Raw genomic sequence first — 23,854 nt, forward strand, 5'->3', positions numbered from 1 at the left:
CCTACGATTGTCTTTCAATTCGATTTTCGGTTAATATCTTTTTCCGCGATAACTGAACAACCACAACTCCCAGAATAATCAATCCCCCTCCAAGCCATTCGATTGGGACGGGGAGACTCCGCAGGATGGCAAAGGCAAAAAGAGCGGTAAAAAGCGGGGTAGACTGGCTGATCAGGGCGGCCCGGGAGATATTAATTCGTTTCAGAGCCTCCATGTAGGTGGCTCGCCCCAGGACAGGGAGAAGCAGGGCCGCGATTAATATAAGCCAGAGGGTTTTGGCCGGCGGAAGATACAAGTTTTGACCTCGGATAAGCAGGATGACATACATGATAAATACCATGAAGATATTTCGATAGAAAAGGAATTTAATAGTCCCCAGCCTTTTGATATTCTTCTTGATAATGACTTCTGCCACGGCAAATAAAAGCGAGGAAAGGACCATCAGGGTGGCGGCTTTTGAAATGGCCAGGTTGGTGTGATATTTGAGTATAAAAATACCACCCAGGGCAATCAACCCTCCGATTAATTCCACGGCCGTTAGTTTTTCTTTCAAAAGAAAAAAGGCCAGGATTACGGTTAATATGACCTCGAACCGGGAAAGAAAAGAAACCGTGGCCGGTTCAATCAGTTTCAGCGAGGTGATAAACAGGTAGAGAGCCAGGGCGAAAAGTATGGCCAGAACGAAAATAAGGCCCAGTATCCGGGGTGATACATTCAAAACTTCCCGCCGAGTCTTTTTTTCCAAAAGGAAAAAGGCTGACAGGATACAGGCAAAAGAAAAATAATAGATATTAAAAATCTCCGGGGTTAATCCCTCGACGGCCACTTTAGCCGGGATATTTCCCAGCCCGCAGACAATGGCGCAGGAAAGGGCATAGAGATCACCGATCCGGTTTTCGTCCATTAAGCCCCTGCGGTCTGTTTATTTACCGTCCTGCGGTACTGGATGATATATATACCCAGACCCAGCAAAAACAGTGAAATCGATATCAGGTGGTTGTAGGTGGGATGCATGCCCAGGATATTGATATGCATGGCATCTTCATAATAACGAACATATTCGATAGCATAACGGAAAATCGCCTCGACCATAAACAGCATGGCCAGGATCTGCCCCGGAAAGTGGCGATGTTTCAAGCGGTAGTGAAGAAAGACAAAGAGCAGTAATCCATAAAGTGAGCTGTATATTTGCGAGGGGTGTAAATGAGCGGATCCAAAGATATAATACGGAATCGAACCCTCCGGGAAACTGACCCCCCAAGGCAAGCCGGTCGGGGTCCCGAAACAGCATCCATTGAGGAAACACCCGATCCGAGTAAAAATCAAACCCAGACCGATGGTCGGCGCGAAAATATCAAAGGTTTCCAGCACCGGGAGTTTTTTTGCCTTCAGGTAAATATAAGAGCAAATCACGGCCCCGATTATCCCGCCGTAGAGATTGAGACCGGCAATCCCGAAATGATCGGCATGAAAGGGATTGACAGCAGAAAGCCAGTTGCCGCTGAATTCCTCTATATGAAAGAGAACATATGAAACCCTGGCCCCGACCACCCCAGTGAAAACCATGATATAGGAAACGGTCAGGAAATATTCAAAGTTGAGTTTCTCCCGTTTGACAATTCGGCTAACGTAATAGACACCGAGGAAAAACGAAATCGCCAGCATGACGCCGTAACTTCGGATGGCAATAGAACCAATTTTAAATAATTCAGGATACATATTTTACAGCTTTCTCTTCCGTCTCACAGGTTTTGTCGGTGGTGATAAACCATCGCTCATAATATTTCATAACTATAATTGTGACCACACTTCCGATGATTCCGCCGACGATAACATCGGAAACATAATGATACCGGCCATAAAAAGTTCCCAGCGCCATTCCGATATCGATTACCAAAAAAATAATAGCGGCTTTTTTGTAATATTTCAAACAGAAAATCAGCATCACCAGAGCCTCTCCGAAATGTGAAGACGGCATAGCCCCTCCATGGACTGAACCTTTGGCCTGAACCAGCTCCACCATTGGCCGGAAGATCGGTCCGCTGATGGAATTAATATATTTTTCGGCGAAGAAATAGCGCGGCCCCTCGATCGGATAGAAGATAAAAATCAGATAGCAGATAAAAAAGGTGAGACAGATGGCGGCCAGTGATTTTTCGATTACCAGATACTCCTTTTTAATAAAGGCCATCAGGAGAAAAACGGGGATCATGGGGTAATACAGAAAATATGTCAGACTGAGGATTTCGGTCAGCCAGACATTTAATAAATTTCGGTCCAGCCAGAGAGTCGGATTGTCCCCGAAAAACGACCGCTCTAATCCGGTTAATTGATAATCCAGAAAATCAGGGAATATCAGATGCATCAATCCGCCGGTCTCACGGTAAAAAAACGTAAACAACACGGCCGGATAGAGAAGCCGAAAGAGCAGGACTATCTTCCTGTCGGTGTCGGAGAGGTAACGGATAATCATCAGAATCAGGGCGGTTATACCCAGATTGAACAGCAATTCATCGAAGTACAAATAAAGCGGTCGCCCGAATAATAATATCAGTATCGAAAGCAGTGAGAGATAGATGAGAATAATAATATCGAACGGGTAGATCTTACACTTACTCATGCTGATTTTCTCTATCCCCGGCGGATTTTCCGGCTATTACCAGCACTATCTCGCCTTTCAGTATTCGTCCCCTGGCTGTTTCGAGCAGTTCCGAGATACGGCCGCGGATAAATTCCTCATGAATTTTCGACAGCTCCCGGGCAATGCAGGCCTGTCGATTACCAAGGACTTCCAGAGCATCGGCCATAGTCCTTTCGATTCGATGCGGAGATTCATAGAAGACAAGGGTATGATCAAGCTCCTTCAATCCTGATAACCGGTTTTTCCGGGCTCCGGATTTGGGGGGCAGAAAGCCTTCGAAAAAGAATCGATCGAGAGCCAACCCCGATCCGGTCAGGGCCGGAATCAGGGCATTGGGGCCGGGGAGAGGAGACACGGCTATATTATTTTCAATAGCGGCTCGGATAATCCGAAAAGCCGGATCGGACAGCCCCGGCGAACCGGCATCGGTGATAACACTGACAGTCCCCCCACCATTGAGTATTTCGAGTAATTGCGGGAGCCGTTTCTGTTCGTTGAAATCATGATAACTGAGCAGTTTTTTCTTTAATCCGAAATGAGCCAGCAATCGACCCGATAGACGGGTATCCTCACAGGCAACCAAATCTGATTCGGACAAAACCTCCAGGGCCCGTCTGGTAATATCACCAAGATTACCGATAGGGGTCGGTACAAGGTACAAAACGCCTTTTTTCAGAATATCGCTCATCCCGCGGTTTATCCAATGACGACATTATCCGGTATGGGGTTAAGGCCTAAATCAGGAATCTCCGGAAGATGTCGTTTATAATGGAACTTGTTTATCAGAGTTACGGCCCGGACTATAAAAGCATCGCTGAAACCGGCCCGCGTGAGTTCCAAACGTTTAGTCAGGCCCTGTTCGATTATCATGAACAATAACCGATCCACTTTTTCGTATTCCAATCCCAGTTCACCTTCATCGGTCTGACCCGGCCAGAGATCGGCCGAGGGGGTTTTTGTAATTATGCTCCCCGGAATATCGTAATAACGGGCCATCTGTCGGACCTGCGTTTTATAAAGCATACCCAGCGGGTTAACCGAACAGGCCATATCGCCGTACCATGTACCGTATCCGAGGCAGATTTCGGTACGGTTGGAGGTGCCCAAAACGAGACAGCCCATTTCATAGGCCCGATCGAACAGGATCGACATCCTTTCCCTGGCCATTTTATTGCCCAGCCGGACTTTATTAACGATTGACACATTTTTATAATAGTCATCAATCATCGGGCTTATTTCAATTGTCTCAGAGCTTATACCCAGTTGTTTAACCAGCCTCTCAGCATCGGCCAGCGAATCGCCCGAGGAATGTTTATAAGGCATCATTAAACCATGAATTTGATTGGCTCCGATCGCCCGAGCGGCAATGGAGGCGGCCAGCGATGAATCAATCCCGCCTGAGAGACCGAGGATATAGCCTTTTAATCCGGAATTGACCAGCTTATCCTTAAGGAATTTTTCCAGGGTGGTTGCCAGCGCCCGTTCATTTGAGATTATTATATCCATATCCCCTTCGCGTAATTTTGTTGATAATAATACGATTGACAAAACACAACAAGCAAAATCTTTGCAATCCACAGATGTTATTGACAGGGAGGGAAACGGCCATTATATTCATCCAAACGATTCCAACATTCAAAGGAAGGATACCCATGGCAGGAATAAACAAGGCAATCCTTATCGGTAATCTTGGCAAGGATCCGGAACTTCGTTATACACCGGGGGGACAGGCGGTCGCCTCTTTTTCTATGGCGACATCGGAGAAATGGCGGGACAAAGACGGCGTTATGCAGGACCGGACCGAGTGGCATAATATTGTGGTATGGGGTCGGCAGGCGGAAATTGCCAAGGAATATCTGGCTAAAGGCCGAACGGTGTATGTTGAGGGAAGAATCCAGACCCGCTCATGGGAGGATAAGGACGGCAATAAGCGATATACGACCGAGATCGTCGCCCAACGACTTCAATTCCTGGGCGGCCGCGATCAGGGCGCCGGGCAGCCGGCCCAGAGCACGGAGATGCCACCCGAGGCGCCGCCGGCGGGTGATTTAAGCGGCGAGGACGATGATTTGCCGTTCTAAAGCGAATTACGCAAATTGCATTGATCCATAAAAAAGGCGGGATGTCCCGCCTTTTTCAATTGCAGAAAATATTATTCCTGATCGGGATTGACTTTTTTTTCCAATTGGTTGACGCGTTTGAGGAGTTCCGGAAGTCTATTGATACAGGCCTCAATTCTTTTCTGGCGGCCTATTTCCCGGGCCGGATAACCGAACATATTTTGCCCGGAGGGAACGGAGCTTTTAATACCTGATTTGGCTCCAACCATAACGCCATCGCCAAGCTCAATATGCCCGACAATTCCGACCTGGCCGGCCAGAATCACACCCCGGCCCAGTTTGGTGGATCCGGAAATACCGGTTTGGGAAATAATGATCGAGAAATCTCCGATTTCCACATTATGGGCAATTTGAACCAGGTTGTCGATCTTGACCGAATTACCGATTCTGGTCGGACCCAGCGCACCCCGGTCAATGGTCACATTGGCTCCGATTTCAACCTCGTTGCCGATTTCCACCCATCCGACCTGTTTGACCTTTTTAATACCGCTTTCGTGCCGGGCATATCCGAAACCATCAGAGCCGATTACGGTTCCACTGTGAACGATGACATTATTTCCTATGTGCGTATCATCAAGTAGATTAACGCCCGGATGGATTTTGCAATTATTCCCCAGCATGACATTTCGCCCCAGATAGACTTTCGGCATAATTGCGGTGTTTTCACCGATGATGGTATTTTCACCGATATAAGACAGCGCCCCAACCGATGAACCCTGGCCGATGGCGGCCGAGGATGCCACAACGGCGGTAGGGTTAACCCCCGGTTGCCCCTGACCGGATTCCGGGTAAAGGATATCGAGAATAAGAGCAAAGGCGAAATAGGGGTCTTTGTGGAAAATAACGGGGAGACGATCAAATTTCTGGTCTGGAGACAGAACGACCGCCGAGGCGGCGGTCGTTTCAAGAAATTTCGCATATCTGTTATTGGCGACGAAGGTTATCTGCCTCGGCCCGGCAGAATTGATCGGGGCCGCGGATTCAATAATCAGATTGCCGTCGCCGGCCAGTTTACCACCGGCGATTCGGGCCAATTCTTTCAGTTTAATGCCCACACCGGATTACCCCTTTATTGTTCTTCCAGAATATCCAGTACATTATCGGTAATGTCAAAATCCTGCTTGGCATAGGCAAGGCCCCCGGAATTGAAGATAAAATCATAATTGCCTTCGGTGGCCACGCGTTCAATAGCGGTGTTGATTTTATCCAGCAGGGGCTTGACCAGCTCGCTTTGTTTTCGCTCGGCGCGGCCACTGGGTCCGAAAACATCGCGCGTAAAAGCATCCAGGCTCTGGCGTTTGGCCTCAATAGCGGCTTCTCTTTCCTTTTTCTTGTCGGGCGAGAGAATCAACTGCTGTTTTTCGTATTCCGTCGTCATATCTTCATAGGCCTTTTGCATTTCTTTGGCCTCATCATCCCAGGCCTTGTACAACGTGTTGAATTCTTCCTGAGCTTTGGCCCAGTCCTTGTATTCGGCGAAAATGCGATCGGAATCGATATACCCGACCTTACCTATTTGAGCCTGACCCGGGGTTGAAAGAGCCATTATCAGCAAAACTGCCAATCCGGTTAATAAAAACGATTTACCTTTTAACATTTCTCTCCTCGTATGTTAAAATTACATAATTATCTGAATGTTGTGCCTACCTGAAAATGAGGTTTCCATCCCTTGCCATCATCGCCGTGTTCATCCAGGGCATAACCGAAGTCGAATCCGATGGTGCCTATACCGGGGACAACCAGCCTGAAACCGAGCCCGACCCCTCGATAAAGGTTACTCAGGTTGATATCGGATTGATGCAGCCAGGAGTTGCCGATATCGAAAAAGGCCAGACCATACAACTGGTTTTCGATAATGGGTAGTTGCAGCTCGAAGTTCCCAACCAGCATGTACTTACCACGCACCCGAGTGGTGTAAGTAGTGGTGTCGATAACCGTTTCGACAAGGATACTATCGGATCCACTGGTGGCATCATAATAATTGGTGGTGACATATCTGGTTATGGTCGAGTCGGGCGTCAGGGAGCCATCATCATAACCGCGGATAATACCGCTGTAGCCGGTTCCGCCGGGGGAGAAGCGTTCCGATTCGAGAATAGTGGTATCGGCCCCGGGCGAGGAGACCAGCCCTGCCGTAACCTGGCTGGCCAGGACGAATTTCCAGAGCAGCGGAATGAATTTGGAAACAGTCAGAACATGTTTCTGATATTCCCAGAATCCGCCCAGAATCCCACCGGATTGTTCCAGCGAATAGGAAATAATCGAGCCCCTGGTGGCGAACTGGGGAAGATCACGGCTGTCCCTGATGACTGATAATTCAACACTCGACAGGGTCAGCCAGTTTTTATTGAATCTTTCCAGAGAACCTACGAGAGGTGATCCATATTCATAATTATAGGTGGTATCGAGAGTATAATCGATAATAATCGTACCGGAAGTATCATAAACGGGAACATATTCCTCGTAAGCGTCAATCGTCAATTCCGAATGCGATGCGGTATAACTATCGCTGAAATCATAGAAACGGTCCCCTTCGATACGGTAACGGGCATAGGCGCGGAAATAATTGTCCGGCCATCGCAACCGGCGGCCGATTCGAATGGCACCGCCGCGCCGCCCTTCGGTATAGTCGGAATACCATTCGCGGTTGGTGGAATACAAATCCACACCAACTGAGGTCGGGGTGGAGAAAGCCCATGGTTCGGTGAAAGAAAGGGAATAGGAATTGGTGGTACTTCCGATATCCATATTAAGCGACAGATTCTGTCCCATACCACGGAAATTGGGAATACCCAGACCAAACGTGCCGACGAATTTATCGACTCCGGAGTAACCGGCCCCGGCCGAAACCTGGGCGGTGGGTTTTTCCTCGACAGTGACGACGACATCGACATCACCCGACGGCAGATTGGTGATATCCGGAGTAACATTGCCGAAATAATTCAGCTGCATAATATCGCGAACCGATCGGATTAACAGCGAGCGATGGAAAACTTGTCCCGGTCGAATCGACATTTCCCGGCGGATGACTTTTTCTTTGGTCCGGGTGTTACCGAGAATACGAACCAGGTTGATTTCAGAAGGTAAACCCTCGACGATATCAAAAGTTATATTAATCAGGCTGTCGCTGGTTTTTCTATCATCGATAACGCGGACATGGAGATGCCCTTTTTCCTGGTAGAGGAAATAAATTTCGTAAATCGACTCATCGAATTTCTCGTTGTCGAAAACCGCGTTTTCCTTGTATTTTAGAACACTCGCCAGAATTTCATCGGGCAGGACCTCATTGCCGGTGAACTGAGTCGTCCCGAAATAGTACCGCGGTCCTTCATAAATATCAAGATAAATGGTCATGCGATTGCGGGCGCTGTCAATGGCAATGGAATCCGACTTCAGGTAAGCGTCGATAAAACCTTTATTATGCAGGTAAGTGATTATTTTTTCCATATCCTCAGGGTACTTTTCTTTATCGAAATTGGAGGATTTAAGCAGTCCGCGTTTTCGATTGCGCATTTTCCCGATGATATCCTTGGCAGGGACTCGCTCGTTGCCGGTCAGAACGACTTTCTCCACTTTGACCTTGGAACCCTCGCTGATATTATAAGTCAGATCGGCTATCGAGGAATCCTGACTGTACTGAAGACCGAAATCGACCTGAACCAGATAGTACCCTTTTTCACCATAAATATCAGTTATTTTATTTCTTTTTTCATAGATAAGATTCTGGGACAGGTAACTGCCGCCGGTCAGGTTTAGTTTTTCCTTGATATCATTGGTTTTGATTTCTTTGTTGCCGGTGAACTTAAGAACCCCGAGTTTGGGTAATTCGGTCACCTTGATTGTCAGGTTCAAGCCGCCGGTAACTTCTTCGGCCAGAATTTCGATATCACGAAAAAAGCCCAGTCCATAGAGGCGGCTGACGGCTTCCTGGGTAACGGAGGCGGTCAGTTCATCCCCTTTTTTTATTCCGGCGACCGACAGGATAAGACTTGTTGAGGCGACTTTATTGCCGACCACATTGACATTAACAACATTAAAAGTCTGTGCCCGGAGTTGGGGTAAGAAAATAACCATCGCCACCACAGCCAGCACAAAAGGCCGGATCATCCGTGATGCCGGCCATTTCCGTGTCATGTGTACTTCGCCGTGGTTCAATTTTCGGGTGGAGTGATTTTCTTAATCTTGATTTCCGTGTATTTCTGGCGATGCCCCTGGGCCTTACGATATTTGGTTCTTTTCTTGAATTTATAAACATCGATTTTTCTGGCCAGACCTTCATTTAAAACTTCGGCCTCAATGCTGGCCGATTCCAGATAGGGGGATCCGACAAACGACTTCTCGCCATCATTGACCAACATGACTTTCTCGATCGAGATCATTTCGCCGGGTGTCGCAGTCATATGGGGAATTTTTATCTGCGTGCCCACTTCAGCGCTGAATTGCAATCCTCCGGTTTCAAAAACAGCATACATTTCAAGATCCTCCAATACAATATATAGAACCCTAACAATTTGGAATTCTATAAGTTATTCTTTTAATCACGGGTGTCAAGATAAAATTTGCCCTAACATATTATACGCTCTTTAATCCTGCCATGTTACGCTTTATCTTCACTTTATTAAACCCCCCAACAGACAAGCGGTTCCAATTCAAATGTAAACATTATGATGTGATGGCTCGTTTATAATTAGATTGCGATATTGGCAGGTAAATATATATTGAGAAAACGGCAAAAATATGAAGATGACAAGGAAAATCGATACAAACATTTCCATGAAAACCGGCAGTAACCGATCCCCTTACCAGTTGGTTTCGAAATACACGCCGCGGGGCGATCAGCCGCAGGCCATCCGGGAATTGACGGCAGGGCTTCACCGCGGCGATAAATTCCAGACCCTGCTGGGTGTTACCGGTTCCGGCAAAACCTTCACCATGGCCAATGTCATCAAGGAGTATGGCCGTCCGGCCCTGGTGATATCACATAATAAAACCCTGGCGGCCCAGTTATACGGGGAATTGAAAGCCTTCTTCCCGAAAAACGCCGTGGAGTTTTTTATCAGTTATTACGATTATTATCAGCCCGAGGCTTATCTTCCGACCACCGACACTTATATCGAAAAAGACACCTCAATGAATGAGGATATCGACCGGCTCCGTCTTCGGGCAACAGCTTCACTTCTGGAAAGAGACGATGTCATTATTGTCGCTTCGGTTTCGTGCATTTACGGATTGGGATCTCCAGAGGATTACCGGAATCTCCTGCTGTTTCTGGAAGTGGGGCAAAAGGCGGATCGCGATGAAATCATTCGGTCCCTGATCGATATTCACTATAATCGTAACGATATCAATTTCGCCCGAGGTAATTTCCGTGTCAAGGGAGATACTATCGAGCTGATTCCGGCCTACCAGGAAACGGCCCTGAGGCTGGAGATGTTTGGAGATGAGATCGAGCGGATAACCGAAATCGATCCTCTGACCGGTGAGATATTGAATGAACGGCAAAAGGTGGCCATTTACCCGGCCAAGCATTTCGTAACTACCCGGCCGCAACTCGATCGAGCGATAAAACAGGTCGAGGAAGAACTGGCGGGAAGACTGGCGGAACTCCGCGCCGCGGATAAACTTCTGGAGATGCAGCGGTTGGATTCGCGGACTCATTATGATCTGGAAATGATGAAGGAAATCGGTTATTGCAGTGGTATCGAAAACTATTCCCGGCATCTGACCGGGCGGCTTCCGGGTGAACGACCAGCCACCCTGATTGATTTTTTCCCCAAGGATTTCCTTTTAATAATCGATGAATCACATCAGACGGTGCCGCAGATCAGGGGGATGTTCGCGGGGGATCGTTCGCGCAAGGAAGTTCTTGTGGAACATGGTTTTCGGTTACCCTCGGCGCTTGATAACCGGCCGCTTTTTTTCGATGAATTCGAATCGCTTATAGATCGGGCGGTTTTTGTCTCGGCCACCCCGGCCGATTACGAACTGGAGAAATCCGGGGGAGTGATTGTGGAACAGGTAATCCGGCCGACCGGCCTGGTCGATCCCAAAATCACGGTCAGACCGCTGGCAACTCAGGTGGATGATTTGATCGACGAGATTCGAAAACGCGTAGCTGGCCACGAGAGAATTCTGGTGACGACTCTGACCAAACGGATGGCCGAGGATTTGACCAACTATCTGGCCAAACTGAATATCCGGGTTCGTTACCTGCACAGTGAAATCGACGCCATCGACCGGACCGAAATTATCCGGGATTTACGTCTGTCGGAATTCGATGTTCTGGTCGGGATAAATCTACTCCGGGAGGGATTGGACCTTCCGGAAGTCTCACTGGTGGCAATCCTTGATGCCGATAAGGAAGGCTTTTTAAGATCGGAACGGTCATTGATTCAAACGGCCGGGAGAGCGGCACGAAATAAAAACGGGGAAGTGATATTTTACGCCGACAAGGTTACCGATTCGATGAGGAAGGCGATCGAGGAAACCGAGCGCCGCCGGTTGAAGCAGTTGGAATATAACAAAGAGCACCATATTGAACCGGAGACGATATTCAAAACCCGGGATGAGATATTGAAAGCGACTCAATTCGCCGATTCCCGGACGGCTGATGACGAGCAGGTGATCGAGAAACCTGATTATTTCGCCCAGATGACGGCCGAAGGACAGATTAACTTCCTGATGGCGGCCATGAAAAAAGCCGCTCAGAATCTGGAATTCGAAACGGCCGCGGCTCTCCGCGACGAGATCAAGAATATCAAAGATACCCTGAGAAACAGGAAAAAGAGGTAATATAAATGTCTGCCTTTAACCGTTATGTACTTATGGCCGTTCTTTTCTCCCTGATGGTTATTTCAATATCATGCAGTCCCGATGATCCGGATAAAACGACATATTTCGATGAGATGCGCTCTTTTATCGAGGAATCTGTCGACGGAAGAGAATTGTATACCATCAATCTTTACCCTGAAGATTCCTATTACGCCGATGATACCCTCCGGGTAATGGTACATATTGATTCCACTATCAGATATTATGACTGCGACATCGATACGATTCCACGTGATATCGGTGGATTTGATCAGATTTTGAATGCCGTGATTGAAATCCATGATTTCTTTTATGGCCGGGTCGACACGATCGGAAATAGCGATACGGCATTTTACCATTACATGGAAAGCTGGGTTACCAGGCGGGCATATTTTCTAAAACTATATGATGACAACTATGAATATCACGGCTGGCGTTTCTGGGGATATTCATGTGTAACAACGGCCGCCGCCGCGGTCGGCGAATTCAAATCTTCAGGCGGAGAGGCATTTTCAACGTTACCGCCCGACACCATGTATATTATGTATATTCCACATATTAAATTTTGGAAATATTTCAATAAAAACAATGTTGTGATTATTTCTCCGAAGGATTCGATAGTATTCACGACCGATCAATCGCTGAATGTCTTTCCTCTGGTCGGAGGAAAGGTAATCGGAAGTTTCAGGACGGTACTTTCCGGCGACAAATATACAACGGGTTGGCGTTTACCATCTTCAAGCGAGGCATTTTTCAACCTGTTTATTGTTGACGGTTCATGGGTACTGGATAATGATTCGACACTGGTTAAAAAGGTCGATCAGGCAATACCATTTAAAATCAATAATTCAAAATAATCCCGATTTTTGCCTTGTATTAAATCGCGCCTCTTTGTAACATTCTTACGGGACCATTTAAAGGGAATTAATCAATTGTAACATTTATAACATGGAGGTCTTATGTTTGATCGTCATCTCAGGGCACACCGGCTGTTACCGCTGTTATTGATCTTGGTTTTTATTTCCGGGATAATCGGTTGCGGGACCCAGATTCCATCGGGACATCGGGGGGTATTCTATTATAAATTCGGCGATGGAACGGAGATGGGGAAGATTTATGCTGAAGGTTTCAACTGGCATTTCCCATGGAATACCATGTTCGTTTACCAGATTCAGCTTAATGAAAGCCGCGAGGATTTGCATGTGCTTTCGGCCGACGGCGCCTCAATCGGACTTGAAGTTACCATCTGGTACCGACCGGTGGCCGACAAGCTGGATTCGCTCCAGATAACGGTTGGTAAAAATTATTTTAATATTGCCGTCGCCCCGGCTATGCGCGGAGTGGCCCGGGCGGTAGTGGGAAAATACAAACCCGAAGAAATTTACTCCTCCAAAAGGGAAGCGATTGCCAGTGAAATTCTATCGGAAATGCAGGGGTTGATGGTTCAGAAGTTCATATCAGTTGAAAATATAATCATCAGGAATGTGGTTTTGCCTCAGAAGATAACTGAAGCCATCAATGCCAAGCTGGAGGCCGATCAGGAGGCACAGAAAATGGAATTCGTTCTTCTGAAGGAAAAGCAGGAGGCGGAGCGGAAACGGATCGAGGCCCAGGGTATTGCCGATTTCCAGAAAATCGTTGCCTCCGGGGTGACACCCTCGCTTTTGACCTGGAAGGGAATCGAGGCGACTCAGAAGCTGGCGGAATCGCAGAATACCAAGATAGTTATTATCGGCGATTCAAAACATGGTCTTCCGGTTATCCTTGGCGGCAATTAATTAATCTTGTCAAAATCCCGGTCTTTTCTGTAAAAGGACCGGGATTTTATAAAATTGTATGAATATCCATTAACAAAAGCCTGCATAATCATGCATATTATTCTGTTTTAATCCTCAAGAGTTGATACCCCGCCGCAATATTTTAATATTTCTGTCTTGGATGGAACAATTGTCAGAAAATCGCACAACAGCCTAACCCACTAATTAACAGTAACTTAGATAGCCTTCTGACATAATTGTATCAGATTGGGGAGATGCCTGCCATCCAAAATTGGGAAGAATCAAGCTTCATATTAAAAAGGCAAGGATATTGCATATACGGAAGTTGCATGGTTTCAACCTGTACGAATAAATACGCATATCGGTACGGGTCAAAGGCAAGACGGAGGTTTTCCATGCGGATTTGTTCAAGTGGCGATAAGAGAATGTTAGAAAACAATTTCGGGCCGGTAAACCAGACCAGAAATACCTTGACTTATTGGCGAATAAGAATATATTATCAATGGTTTTGCAGCAGTACTCGCCTTTTACAACAGGGTCTTATTAACACGCGAATTATTATCTGGGCCAGTACAGTTTTGATGAAGGTTAGCGTAACTGAAAATGACTATAGTCTAGTCTCCTTATGCCCTTTACCGCCATTGTCATAATAATTAGGAGCGACTATTGAACTTATGGAGGAAGGATGATTAGGTTGCAACTCTTTGTAAAAGTTGCGGTTTCCATAATCATTTTAAGCATTGCTTTAGCGTATGGGTCTTTTGCGGAAACCGGCAGCCACCGCCTGCCATATTATGATATTGCCGCTGAGGCATACCCTGGCAGCGGCTACAAGGCGGATTCGAAGAACTCCGATATTACTGATGATGGCACGATGACTTTAATCGGGGTTATGGGTGATGGTGAAGGGGCAACCGATAATGCGACGCCTCCATCATCGAATCCCTATTTTTATAATTTTCTCGACTTTGAGAGTTTCTATTTTTGTGATTTTGGTACTATCTCTGACACTTTCGTGGTCAAGGATACCAATTTCAGCCGGGTTATAACCATAACTCAGCTGTCCGGACCGGGATCGATATCAACGCAATCCGGACCTTCCCCGGTTGAGGTTATCTATGAATATACGCCGGCCGGTTCCGGCGATTTCGACATCGCCCTGATGGCCAAAGACAGCGAGGGCGATTCGGTTATAGTCACCAAATCATATACTGTCGATATCAACGGTTCGCCGCAGATCACCTCCAGCGATACCACCGTATTATTATGTTCGACTCAGGGTTATGTAACCATCCTGGTCGAAGCTTCGGATCCCGATGGCGATCCGCTTACATTCAGACGGGTATCATGTGAGGGAACACTCGACAGCCTGACCGGTTCATTGAAATTCTGGTCCAAGGAACCGGGGATATATTGCCATACGATTATGGTCAGCGACGGATATTGCACCGATACGGCCGAAATATGTGTCACTGTGGGTGTCAACACTTCGCCGTCGTTCGACAATCCCGATCAAAAGTTTTATATTTGCCAGCCGGATTCGATTTGTTTTGAAATATTTGCGGCTGATCCCGATGCCGGCGATATAATCGAAATAATCCAGTGGAGTGGTCCCGGGGTTTTCAGCATGACCGGCGCTTTATCCGGGATAACCTGTTTTCTTCCGGACGATGTTGATTCGGCCGATTATACATTCATTTACGAAGCGACCGATAAATGCCTTCGCGGCGAATATACCAAGGATGATGCCTGTCCTCCCAATCCGAGAGATACGGTCATTATCACTGTGGTCAAAGGGGAAACATTCAGCCTGAATTGTCCCGGTGACACTTCGGTCTTCATCTGCGGTCCGGATACCATTTGTTTCGATCCGGGTGAAATTCCTCCTGATGCCGAAATAAGTGTATCTCCGCCATCGGCCTGGTATGATGCCGAGGCCGGAAAGATTTGTTTCTTCACCAATTGCACTGTGAAAAAAGATCTCAAGGTTGTGGTTGATACGGAATGCGGCCGGGACAGCTGTATGTTCCAGGTTGATGTGACGATGAACTCGGCCCCGCTGGTCATTCTGGCGCCGGATACGACTGTCAAATTATGCGATCTTGATGAAATTTGTCTTCCGGTCGGTATCAGCGATATCGACGATAACTTGTCCGAGATCATCATTACCCCGCAAGGAAGTTATAATGAGACGACCGGGAAAATCTGTTTTACGCCTGAAACGGCCGGTTTTAACACGATTTATGTTCAGGCCATTGATGACTGCGGTGTATCGGATATAGATTCTATCGAGGTCTTTGTTGAGTTGAATTCCGCGCCGGTGGTGGAATTAACTCCCGAGGCTTCATTCTTCCTCTGTGATCTTGAAGAAATATGTCTGCCGGTTTCGATCTCCGATCCCGATGACAACCTGTCATCGGTTACCGTCAGTTCGCCAGGGTATTATAATTCCGAAAGTGGCATGATCTGTTTTACTCCCGATGATACGGGCGGTGTTTATAAAATCGAAATTACGGCCATCGATTCGTGCGGTCACAAAAATACCGCTCTTTCAATGGTCACCGTAAATTATAATCGGCCGCCTCTTATATCGATGTCCGACAGCACTGTCTTTCTCTGCGCCTCGGCTCAGACATGCATTCCGGTTGCAGTCAATGATCCGGATGATAATCTTGAGACGGTCAATCTGATTGGTACCGGGACATATTCCGGGGGATTTATCTGTTTTACACCCGAACAGGCGGGAGAATATGATTTTGTCCTGGAGGCGGTTGATGAGTGCGGTGCTGTCTTCCGTGATTCGATAACGGTTACGGTGGAAATTAATTCTCCTCCCGTGGTTACTGGACCGGAAAATCTCGATGTCTTTCAGTGCGTTTTTGAAGAAATTTGTTTCGATATAGATGCCAATGATTTTGATGGCAATCTTCAGACTATATCGGCCAATCCGGGATATTACGATTCTGAAAATGGCCGGGTATGTTTTACGCCGCCCGGCGCTGGTGATTATCAGATTATCATAACCGCTTCCGATTCATGTTACGCCTCCGATGAGGATACGGTAGTTATCAGCGTAGCCACCGGGGAAAGCGCCAATATCATTTGCCCTGAGAATCCGATTGACATGAGTGTCTGCAGCCAGACAACAATCTGCTATCCTCTGGAAATATCGCCTGCTAATACAAATGTTACGGCTTCATATGGTGAATATACTGATGGTCAATTATGCTTTCTGGCCGACACGACGGGAACTTATGTGATCGATGTCATTGCTGATGCTCTTTGCGGTTCAGACACCTGCCAGCTGACATTTAATATTGAAATTGGCCAGACTCCGGTTATAATCTGCCCGGATGATACGACGATCGAATTATGCGGCCCCGATCAGGTTTGTCTTCCGCTGGAAATCACGCTCGATGAAGTTAGCATCAATATCTGGCCAATAGGTTCTTACTCCGATGGCGAAATTTGCTTTCGGGCTGATTCCTCAGGTCACTATGTAATCAATGTTTCTGCCGAGGCCGAATGCGGTGTTGACACCTGTTCATTCGCTGTCGATATCACTTTTAACGCCTCTCCTGAAATAACATCCGGGAACGGTGACTATTTTGAATGCCTGCCCGGTCAGATAATAAGCTATTATATCCTGGCGGTTGATCCCGAGGATGACCCGATAACATTCTCTCTGATCAGCAGTGATGGGACAATTGATCCGGAAACGGGTATTCTTACGTTTGATGCCGATACTGCCGGAACTTACTGCTTCGATATTACCGCGGCCGATATGTGCGGTAGCGATACTGCGACCGTTTGTATCAATATCCAGCTTAACACCCCGCCGGTGGTCACCTCCGGACCGGATACGAGTCTGACTACCTGTACCTGGGAAGATGAAATATGTATCCCGGTGGCGGTTACCGACGGAGATAATAATATCGTCTCGATAACCAGCAACATCGGCACATATTCCAACGGTTTCGTTTGTTTCACGCCTGAATCGGCCGGTGTCTATTATATTATTACCACCGCCTACGACGCCTGCGAGGCATATGATAAAGACACGACCATTGTGACGATAGAGACAGGTCAGCCGATTACGCTGGAATGTCCCGGAAATATCTCCGAATTTATCTGCGCCGCCGATACTCTCTGTTATGAGATTGGCGGAATACCTGAGGATGCCGACGTGACTGTTTATCCGGCATCAGCCTGGTATGATCATGGCAGCCGCACGATCTGTTTTTATACCAACTGTTCGGTCACAAAAAATCTTAAAATAGTCGCCGAGAACGAGTGCGGCAAAGATAGTTGCCAGTTTACCGTGAATGTAACTTTGAATTCAAGACCGCTGGTAATTATGAATCCGGATATGAATGTTTCGCTGTGCGGCCCCGAACAAGTTTGTATCCCGGTCGGTATCAGCGATGTCGATAATAATATCGTCCGAATCGTTGTAACCCCGGGAACGATCTATAATGCCATAACCGGGCGTATCTGTTTTACACCCACGACCCCGGGCCGATATGCCATTGTTGCCATGGCGATTGATCGATGCGGCAAAACCGACTATGATTCGACCGTTGTTTATGTTGAAATGAACAGCGCACCGGACGTAGTATCTGCCCCGGATTTCGATGAATTCCTTTGCGGCCTGACTGAAATCTGCTTCCCGGTCGATATCAGTGATGCCGATGATAATATTGAGTCGGTAACGGTCTCGCTAGATGGAAATTATGATTCCGCCACCGGTCGGGTTTGTTTCATGCCGACTCAAGCCGGAAATTATAATATTATTACTACCGCAGTCGACGAGTGCGGGCTCACCAAGGCCGATACCACCCAGGTTAACGTATATCTCAACAGCAATCCCGAAGTGGTGCTGGGCGATGACACCACCGTTGTAATATGTGAGTGGGATCCGATCTGCATACCGGTTACCATTACCGATATCGATAATAATCTTAAATCGATAACAGCTTACGGCGGGCAGCTGACTAATGGTTATGTCTGTCTTGAAGATTATGAAGCCGGTTCACATACGATTATTGTCGAAGCCATCGATTCATGTAATGCCATAGACGCCGATACGGTTGTTATAAATGTTATCGAGAACAGAAGTCCATCAGTCACTTCGGCAGCTGATTTCGATGTTTTCCAGTGTGTTTTTAATGAAATCTGTTTTGGTGTCGTGGTAGTTGATCCCGATGTCAACATCGAATCTATTTCCACCAATATCGGTTATTATGACAGTGAAACCGGCCGGGTTTGTTTCACTCCGACCACGGCTGGAGTCTATACTATTATTACCACCGCTACCGATGAATGTTATCTCTCGGCCAGCGACACGACCATAGTAACCGTGTCCACCGGTGAAGCGGCTGTAATTGATTGCCCGGCCGAACCGATTTATAATTTCCTGTGCGGCCCGGAAACCGTTTGCTATGAACTCGGGATCAGTCCGCTTAATGCAACCGTAACACCTTCATACGGTACTTTTGCCGATGGGCAGTTGTGTTTTGAAGCTGACACTTCCGGAGTTTACTTGATTGAAATTACGGCCGAGGCTGAATGCGGCAGTGATGTCTGTCAGTTAACATTCGATGTTGAAATCGGACAACCTGCCCAGATTACCTGCCCCGAGGACACCTCCGTATTCCTTTGTGGACCTGAAGCAGTCTGTTTGCCGATAGATATCATTCCCCAGGATGCCGAGGTCTCAATCAGTCCCGTGGGCAGTTTTGAAAACGGGGAGATCTGTTTCATGGCTGATACCGAGGGCATATACGACCTGACTATTGCGGCGGAATCCGAATGCGGGGCTGACACATGTCACTTGAGTATTGCGGTCGTATTCAATCACGCTCCCGTGGTCTCAGCAGGGCCGGATACCGGTGTTTTCCAGTGCAATTATGAGGAGGTCTGCATCCCTGTCGAAATCATTGATCGGGATAATGCTCTTGATTCCATAGTTGTTTCGCCTATGGGTTATTACGATTCAGAAGCCGAAAAAGTCTGTTTTACGCCGGAGAATGTTGGTAGTCACTGCCTGATTATTTCGGCTTATGATGAATGCCAAGCGGTCGGTCGGGATACGGTTTGTGTAACGGTAACGACCGGAGCGGTGGCTGTAATCGATTGTCCGGCCGAACCTATCACCAAACATCTCTGTGATCCGGGACAACTTTGTATCCCGATTTCAATTAGCCCATCGACGGCCGAAGTGATCGCCACCTATGGCATCTATGTTGATGGCGAATTATGCATGTATGTCGATACTTCCGGTCATTACGAGTCAATGATAATTGCCACCGAAGACTGCGGTGCCGACACCTGTATTATTGAAGTCAATGTCATTATCGATCAGTATGCCGGTATTATATGTCCCGATCTGCCGGTGGCGGTATCTCTATGTTCCCCCGGTACGGTGAATCTTCTTCTGCCGATTACACCGAGTTCGGCCTCGGTAAGTATTCTTCCTTACGGTACATACAATTTTACAACCAAAACCTTTTCCTTCATGGCCGATACTACCGGTCATTATATGTTTACCATAATTGCGGCGACTCCATGCAACATCGATACCTGCCATGTGGAAGCCGACATCGTTATAAACGAAATTCCGGAGTTAACCTGTCCGGGTGATATCGATACCCTGGTCTGCCTGGCGGAAGTCGATGAAGTATGTTTCAATGTCGGTGTGGTTGGCGCCGAAGCGGAGGTCACGGTTCTTCCTGAAGGGGAATACTCCGGCGGGATGGTTTGTGTACCGGTGTCGGAGGCCGGTCTTCACGAGATAACCATTATTGCCTCATCCAATTGCGGCGCGGACACCTGCGAACTTAATCTTACGATTATTCAGGATGATCCGCCGGTTTTGACAGTTCCGGAAGATGTTATGATTCCGTGGTGTGATGATGATGAAGGCCAGATTTGCATTGACGGTATCTTTGCCGAAGATTCGGGCGAGGGAGAATTAACCATAACCCAAACCTGCGGTCCCGGCGAATATTTCGCCGTCTGCGATGACAGCGGTTATGTCTGTTTCACTCCCGACAACATGGATACGACCTACGAATTCTGTTTCCGGGCCAGTGATGGCTGCTCGATTGACGAAAAGACATTCCAGGTAACGGTATTCCCGTCGGCCGCCTGTTCGGTATGTGTCGAGGTCGCTATTGAAACTGATTCCTGCTTTGTGGTCGGATCCAGGGTTCCTGTGTATGTTACGATTGATACCCGTGAGGAAATCGGTGGTTTTGATCTTCTGATTGGCTATGATGCCTCGGCTCTGATCTTCATGTATGCATCTCAGGGCTCGGCCATCAGTGAATGGGAGTACTTCATTTATAATATTCCCAGCGAAGACTGCGGATCAGGATGTCCATCGGGTCTAGTGCACCTGGTCGGTATTGCCGATCAAAACGATGGACCGTACCACCCGCCTTCGGAACAGCTGAGTCCCGACGGGATTCTATCGCAATTATTAATGCGTGTGGTCAATGATCAAAATCTTGGCGGCCAGTATTTGCCGATCGGTTTTGTCTGGGCCGATTGCGGTGACAATTCCTTCTCCAACACCATCGGTGATATTCTGTATGTCGATTCCAGAATATACGGCCCCTTCGGAAGTGTTATCTGGGATGAATCTGATGACATCCACTTCCCTGAAAGCGCCCGTCTCGCTAATACCGGCGCTCCCGATAGCTGTATGGTTGGAGATAAGACAAAACCGGTCCGTTGCGTTTATTTACACAACGGCGGGATATGCGTTAAACATCCCGAGGAAATCGATGACCGGGGCGATGTCAATTTGAACGGCGTGGCCTATGAGATCGCAGACGCGGTGGTTTTCACCAATTATTTCATCCACGGTCTGGCGGCATTCGTTGTCAATGTGGATGGTCAGATTGCGGCGACCGATATAAACGCCGATGGTTATGCCCTATCAGTGGCTGACCTGGTTTATTTGATCCGGGTCATTATCGGTGATGCCACCATGATCCCCAAAGTCTCGCCGCATAATCTGAATATCGATCTGGCGGTTGGCGACAACCATGGCTCACTCAGTGTCGAAGCCCGGAGCGCCTGTGCCGCCGGAGCCGGATTCCTGGTCTTCCAGTACGAAGGCCTGGTTCCGGAACCGCCGCAACTCGGCGATCTGGCTGATGGTATGGAACTGGCTTACAGCATTTCCGATTCGGAAATCCGAATCCTGATATACAGTTTCGAGCCGAGCCGCACAATTAAGAGCGGAACCGGTGAACTTCTGAAATTATCCTACAGCGGGCAGGGGAATATTACCCTGGTGGAAACCTCATTTGCCAGTTTCCATGGCGAAGCCATGACCTCCAGCAACACCCTCAAACTGTTGCCGGAAGATTTCATGGTTTCACAGAATTATCCCAATCCGTTCAATCCGATTACGACTATTGATCTGTCGTTGCCGGTCGCCTGTCACTGGGATATGACGATTTATAATGTTAATGGTCAACTGGTCAGACAATTCGGCGGTGATTCCGATCCTGGTGTGATTTCGATTACCTGGGACGGCACCGGGTCCGATGGACGGACGGTCGCCTCCGGAATTTACCTGTACAAGGTCACGGCCGGGCAGTTCAAGACTACCAGGAAAATGACCATGATAAAATAATCCATTTAACTGCGGTACGCTTTCCTTCATAAGCGAGCCGGTCGGCCATACGCCGATCGGCTCATTTTATTTATGGTATTTGCCGCCTGAAAGAATGGAAAAGGCCCGGTACAACTGCTCCAGAAGAACCGGACGAATAAGCTGATGCGACATGGTCATGGGGGAAAGGGAGAGAGTCTCACGGCAAGTAATGAGAATTGACTTATCCAATCCATGGATGCCGCCAATGATGAAATCCACAGATCCGCCGGAGGTCATCATCAATCCGCTAATGTACTCGGCGAATTCTTCAGAGGTGTAAGTTTTCCCCTTATCTACTAAGGCCACGGTACAGGATGATTTTATTTTTTTAAAGATCAGAGGCGCTTCCAGACGGGGGAGTTCGGGATTATCAAGCTCCCGGCTCTTCTTGAGGTCCGGGATATATATGAAAGATACCGAGGCATGCCTGGCAAGCAGTTTAAGATAGTGATTGATCGCTTCTTCAACCCAGGTTTCCTTATTCTTGCCGACCGCAATAATGTTGATTTTTAACATCAGCCGGATAATGCCTTTAAGTATAATTTTCTCTTTCGCGGCCCATCGAATTCGCAAAAATAAACGGCCTGCCAGGTTCCCAGCAAGAGCTTGCCGCTGTCGACGATCAGGTTCAGGGACGGACCGAACAGGGAGGACTTGATATGGGCATCGGAATTACCCTCACCATGATGGTAATTATCCTGCTGTGGATACTCTCTTTCCATTTTAAAGAGGATGTCCCTGACCACATCAGGATCGGCATTTTCGTTAATTGTTAAAGCGGCGGTTGTATGCGGCACCCAGAGAATAATCACACCGTCATCCAGATTGATTCGGTCGATATATTCCTGGATCAATCGGGTAATATCCAGTAGTTCGTTTCTCCGGTGAGTAGTGACCTGTATCTGTTCAACTTTCAAAAAGGGCCTCGACATAATCCCGGGAATTGAAGGGTTGCAGGTCTTCGATTTTTTCCCCGATACCGATGAAATCGACCGGAACTGATAATTCCTCGGCGATAGCCACTATAATACCGCCCTTGGCGGTACCATCCAGCTTGGTAACAATAAGCCCGTCGCAACCGACGGCATCGGCGAAAACCTTGACCTGGGAAAGAGCATTCTGACCGGTTGTGCCATCTAAAATCAATTTGGAAAAGATATATTCGGAAGGAATCACTTTTTCGGTTACCCTTCGGATTTTTTTCAATTCCTCCATCAGGTTGGCCTTGGTGTGAAGACGTCCGGCGGTATCGACCAGCAGAAAATCAATATTCCGGGATTTGGCGGCATTGGCGGCATCAAAGGCCACCGAAGCTGGATCGGCCCCGGTATGGGCACGGATAAAATCAACCCCGGAACGCTGAGCCCAGATTTCCAGTTGTTCCACCGCCGCCGCCCGAAAGGTGTCGCAGGCGGCAATCATCACCGATTTGCCGTTATCTTTGAAATAACGGGCCAGCTTCCCAACGGTGGTGGTCTTGCCGGTCCCATTGACTCCGGTGATTAGCCATACCACTGGCTTATGATTGTTATCCAGAAATGATCCGATGAGGTTTTTTTCGAGTATGTCCGATATTTCTTTTTTTAATAGACTGAAGACATCCTCCGATTGCGAGATTTTTTCCTGGCGGGCCTGCTCGCGGAGATGGTCGATTATACGGTCAGTCGCTTCAACCCCAAGATCAGCTTTGAGTAAAATCTCTTCGATCTCTTCGAGAAGATCATCATCTATTCTGCGGCCGCCGATAAGCTGGCCGATTTTCCCGAAGATATTACTGCGCGTCTTGCTCAGGGATTCCCTGAGTCTCTTCAATTTAGAGAACATAGTTTATTTT

The 23,854-nt window shown here is 47.7% G+C and carries 17 protein-coding genes; 5 read left to right on the top strand and 12 right to left on the bottom strand.

Annotated elements, in window-relative coordinates:
- Nucleotide 1: 1 nt before the first annotated feature.
- From JXQ28_09065 to JXQ28_09085, 5 genes are read right to left on the bottom strand one after another with little or no spacing between them, the layout of a single operon-like run.
- Nucleotides 2-904 carry a DMT family transporter gene (locus JXQ28_09065; GenBank protein ID MBN2277882.1) on the bottom strand — a complete coding sequence of 301 codons (903 nt, stop codon included), beginning with the start codon at nt 902-904 and terminating at the stop codon, nt 2-4.
- Nucleotides 904-1,719, bottom strand: a complete 816-nt coding sequence (gene lgt / locus JXQ28_09070; GenBank protein ID MBN2277883.1) for a prolipoprotein diacylglyceryl transferase — start codon at nt 1,717-1,719, stop codon at nt 904-906. The genes JXQ28_09065 and lgt overlap by 1 nt, the downstream gene beginning before the upstream one ends.
- Nucleotides 1,709-2,620, bottom strand: coding sequence for a phosphatase PAP2 family protein (locus tag JXQ28_09075; protein MBN2277884.1), 912 nt, complete (start codon nt 2,618-2,620; stop codon nt 1,709-1,711). Before JXQ28_09075 ends, lgt begins: the two co-directional genes overlap by 11 nt.
- Entirely contained in the window at nt 2,613-3,329 is a 717-nt protein-coding gene (rsmI, locus tag JXQ28_09080) for a 16S rRNA (cytidine(1402)-2'-O)-methyltransferase (GenBank protein MBN2277885.1), read from the bottom strand. Before rsmI ends, JXQ28_09075 begins: the two co-directional genes overlap by 8 nt.
- 8 nt (nt 3,330-3,337) lie before the next feature.
- Nucleotides 3,338-4,147: an NAD+ synthase gene (locus JXQ28_09085; protein MBN2277886.1), complete on the bottom strand. Its 810-nt coding sequence runs from the start codon at nt 4,145-4,147 to the stop codon at nt 3,338-3,340.
- Nucleotides 4,148-4,287: 140 nt separating this feature from the next.
- On the opposite strand from JXQ28_09085, the gene JXQ28_09090 reads away from it, so the two are divergent.
- Nucleotides 4,288-4,722 carry a single-stranded DNA-binding protein gene (locus tag JXQ28_09090; protein MBN2277887.1) on the top strand — a complete coding sequence of 145 codons (435 nt, stop codon included), beginning with the start codon at nt 4,288-4,290 and terminating at the stop codon, nt 4,720-4,722.
- A gap of 71 nt (nt 4,723-4,793) precedes the next feature.
- Here the strand turns inward: JXQ28_09090 and lpxD are convergent, their stop codons facing one another.
- The 4 genes from lpxD to rplU are packed head-to-tail and all read right to left on the bottom strand — an operon-like array spanning nt 4,794 to nt 9,233.
- On the bottom strand, nt 4,794-5,816 hold the full coding sequence (gene lpxD / locus JXQ28_09095; protein MBN2277888.1) for a UDP-3-O-(3-hydroxymyristoyl)glucosamine N-acyltransferase: 1,023 nt from the start codon (nt 5,814-5,816) through the stop codon (nt 4,794-4,796).
- 14 nt (nt 5,817-5,830) lie between these two features.
- Complete coding sequence (locus tag JXQ28_09100; protein ID MBN2277889.1) at nt 5,831-6,358, bottom strand: OmpH family outer membrane protein; 528 nt, start codon at nt 6,356-6,358, stop codon at nt 5,831-5,833.
- Between the two features lie 29 nt (nt 6,359-6,387).
- Nucleotides 6,388-8,895 (bottom strand): outer membrane protein assembly factor BamA, encoded by a 2,508-nt coding sequence (bamA, locus tag JXQ28_09105; GenBank protein ID MBN2277890.1) that lies wholly within the window; start codon nt 8,893-8,895, stop codon nt 6,388-6,390.
- 17 nt (nt 8,896-8,912) lie between these two features.
- The gene (gene rplU / locus JXQ28_09110; protein ID MBN2277891.1) at nt 8,913-9,233 is read right to left on the bottom strand and encodes a 50S ribosomal protein L21; all 321 of its coding nucleotides are present in this window, start codon (nt 9,231-9,233) and stop codon (nt 8,913-8,915) included.
- A 301-nt stretch (nt 9,234-9,534) separates the two neighbouring features.
- On the opposite strand from rplU, the gene uvrB reads away from it, so the two are divergent.
- The 4 genes from uvrB to JXQ28_09130 all read left to right on the top strand — a co-directional run bounded on the left by uvrB (nt 9,535) and on the right by JXQ28_09130 (nt 21,999).
- On the top strand, nt 9,535-11,553 hold the full coding sequence (gene uvrB, locus JXQ28_09115) for an excinuclease ABC subunit UvrB (protein ID MBN2277892.1): 2,019 nt from the start codon (nt 9,535-9,537) through the stop codon (nt 11,551-11,553).
- A gap of 5 nt (nt 11,554-11,558) precedes the next feature.
- Nucleotides 11,559-12,428: a hypothetical protein gene (locus tag JXQ28_09120; GenBank protein ID MBN2277893.1), complete on the top strand. Its 870-nt coding sequence runs from the start codon at nt 11,559-11,561 to the stop codon at nt 12,426-12,428.
- A gap of 102 nt (nt 12,429-12,530) precedes the next feature.
- Nucleotides 12,531-13,349: a prohibitin family protein gene (locus tag JXQ28_09125; GenBank protein ID MBN2277894.1), complete on the top strand. Its 819-nt coding sequence runs from the start codon at nt 12,531-12,533 to the stop codon at nt 13,347-13,349.
- A 685-nt stretch (nt 13,350-14,034) separates the two neighbouring features.
- Nucleotides 14,035-21,999, top strand: a complete 7,965-nt coding sequence (locus JXQ28_09130) for a T9SS type A sorting domain-containing protein (protein MBN2277895.1) — start codon at nt 14,035-14,037, stop codon at nt 21,997-21,999.
- A 66-nt stretch (nt 22,000-22,065) separates the two neighbouring features.
- Here JXQ28_09130 and JXQ28_09135 read toward each other — a convergent pair whose 3' ends face one another.
- Genes JXQ28_09135 through ftsY form a run of 3 tightly spaced genes read right to left on the bottom strand, consistent with a single transcriptional unit; the run spans nt 22,066 to nt 23,844 of the window.
- Nucleotides 22,066-22,536, bottom strand: a complete 471-nt coding sequence (locus tag JXQ28_09135) for a 23S rRNA (pseudouridine(1915)-N(3))-methyltransferase RlmH (GenBank protein MBN2277896.1) — start codon at nt 22,534-22,536, stop codon at nt 22,066-22,068.
- A complete protein-coding gene (locus tag JXQ28_09140) occupies nt 22,536-22,952 on the bottom strand; it encodes a YjbQ family protein (GenBank protein MBN2277897.1) in 417 nt (138 codons plus the stop codon). Before JXQ28_09140 ends, JXQ28_09135 begins: the two co-directional genes overlap by 1 nt.
- Nucleotides 22,927-23,844 (bottom strand): signal recognition particle-docking protein FtsY, encoded by a 918-nt coding sequence (gene ftsY / locus JXQ28_09145; GenBank protein MBN2277898.1) that lies wholly within the window; start codon nt 23,842-23,844, stop codon nt 22,927-22,929. The genes JXQ28_09140 and ftsY overlap by 26 nt, the downstream gene beginning before the upstream one ends.
- Nucleotides 23,845-23,854 lie beyond the last annotated feature (10 nt).

Source organism: Candidatus Zixiibacteriota bacterium (assembly GCA_016933955.1).
Lineage (GTDB): Bacteria > Zixibacteria > MSB-5A5 > GN15 > PGXB01 > JAFGTT01.

Coding starts and splice junctions, on each gene's coding strand:
- ftsY (MBN2277898.1), bottom strand. CDS start 23,844: ATGTTCTCTAAATTGAAGAGACTCAGGGAATCCCTGAGCAAGACGCGC.
- JXQ28_09085 (MBN2277886.1), bottom strand. CDS start 4,147: ATGGATATAATAATCTCAAATGAACGGGCGCTGGCAACCACCCTGGAA.
- JXQ28_09065 (MBN2277882.1), bottom strand. CDS start 904: ATGGACGAAAACCGGATCGGTGATCTCTATGCCCTTTCCTGCGCCATT.
- bamA (MBN2277890.1), bottom strand. CDS start 8,895: ATGACACGGAAATGGCCGGCATCACGGATGATCCGGCCTTTTGTGCTG.
- uvrB (MBN2277892.1), top strand. CDS start 9,535: ATGAAAACCGGCAGTAACCGATCCCCTTACCAGTTGGTTTCGAAATAC.
- JXQ28_09125 (MBN2277894.1), top strand. CDS start 12,531: ATGTTTGATCGTCATCTCAGGGCACACCGGCTGTTACCGCTGTTATTG.
- JXQ28_09075 (MBN2277884.1), bottom strand. CDS start 2,620: ATGAGTAAGTGTAAGATCTACCCGTTCGATATTATTATTCTCATCTAT.
- JXQ28_09140 (MBN2277897.1), bottom strand. CDS start 22,952: ATGTCGAGGCCCTTTTTGAAAGTTGAACAGATACAGGTCACTACTCAC.
- JXQ28_09120 (MBN2277893.1), top strand. CDS start 11,559: ATGTCTGCCTTTAACCGTTATGTACTTATGGCCGTTCTTTTCTCCCTG.
- JXQ28_09130 (MBN2277895.1), top strand. CDS start 14,035: ATGATTAGGTTGCAACTCTTTGTAAAAGTTGCGGTTTCCATAATCATT.
- rplU (MBN2277891.1), bottom strand. CDS start 9,233: ATGTATGCTGTTTTTGAAACCGGAGGATTGCAATTCAGCGCTGAAGTG.
- JXQ28_09100 (MBN2277889.1), bottom strand. CDS start 6,358: ATGTTAAAAGGTAAATCGTTTTTATTAACCGGATTGGCAGTTTTGCTG.
- JXQ28_09135 (MBN2277896.1), bottom strand. CDS start 22,536: ATGTTAAAAATCAACATTATTGCGGTCGGCAAGAATAAGGAAACCTGG.
- rsmI (MBN2277885.1), bottom strand. CDS start 3,329: ATGAGCGATATTCTGAAAAAAGGCGTTTTGTACCTTGTACCGACCCCT.
- lgt (MBN2277883.1), bottom strand. CDS start 1,719: ATGTATCCTGAATTATTTAAAATTGGTTCTATTGCCATCCGAAGTTAC.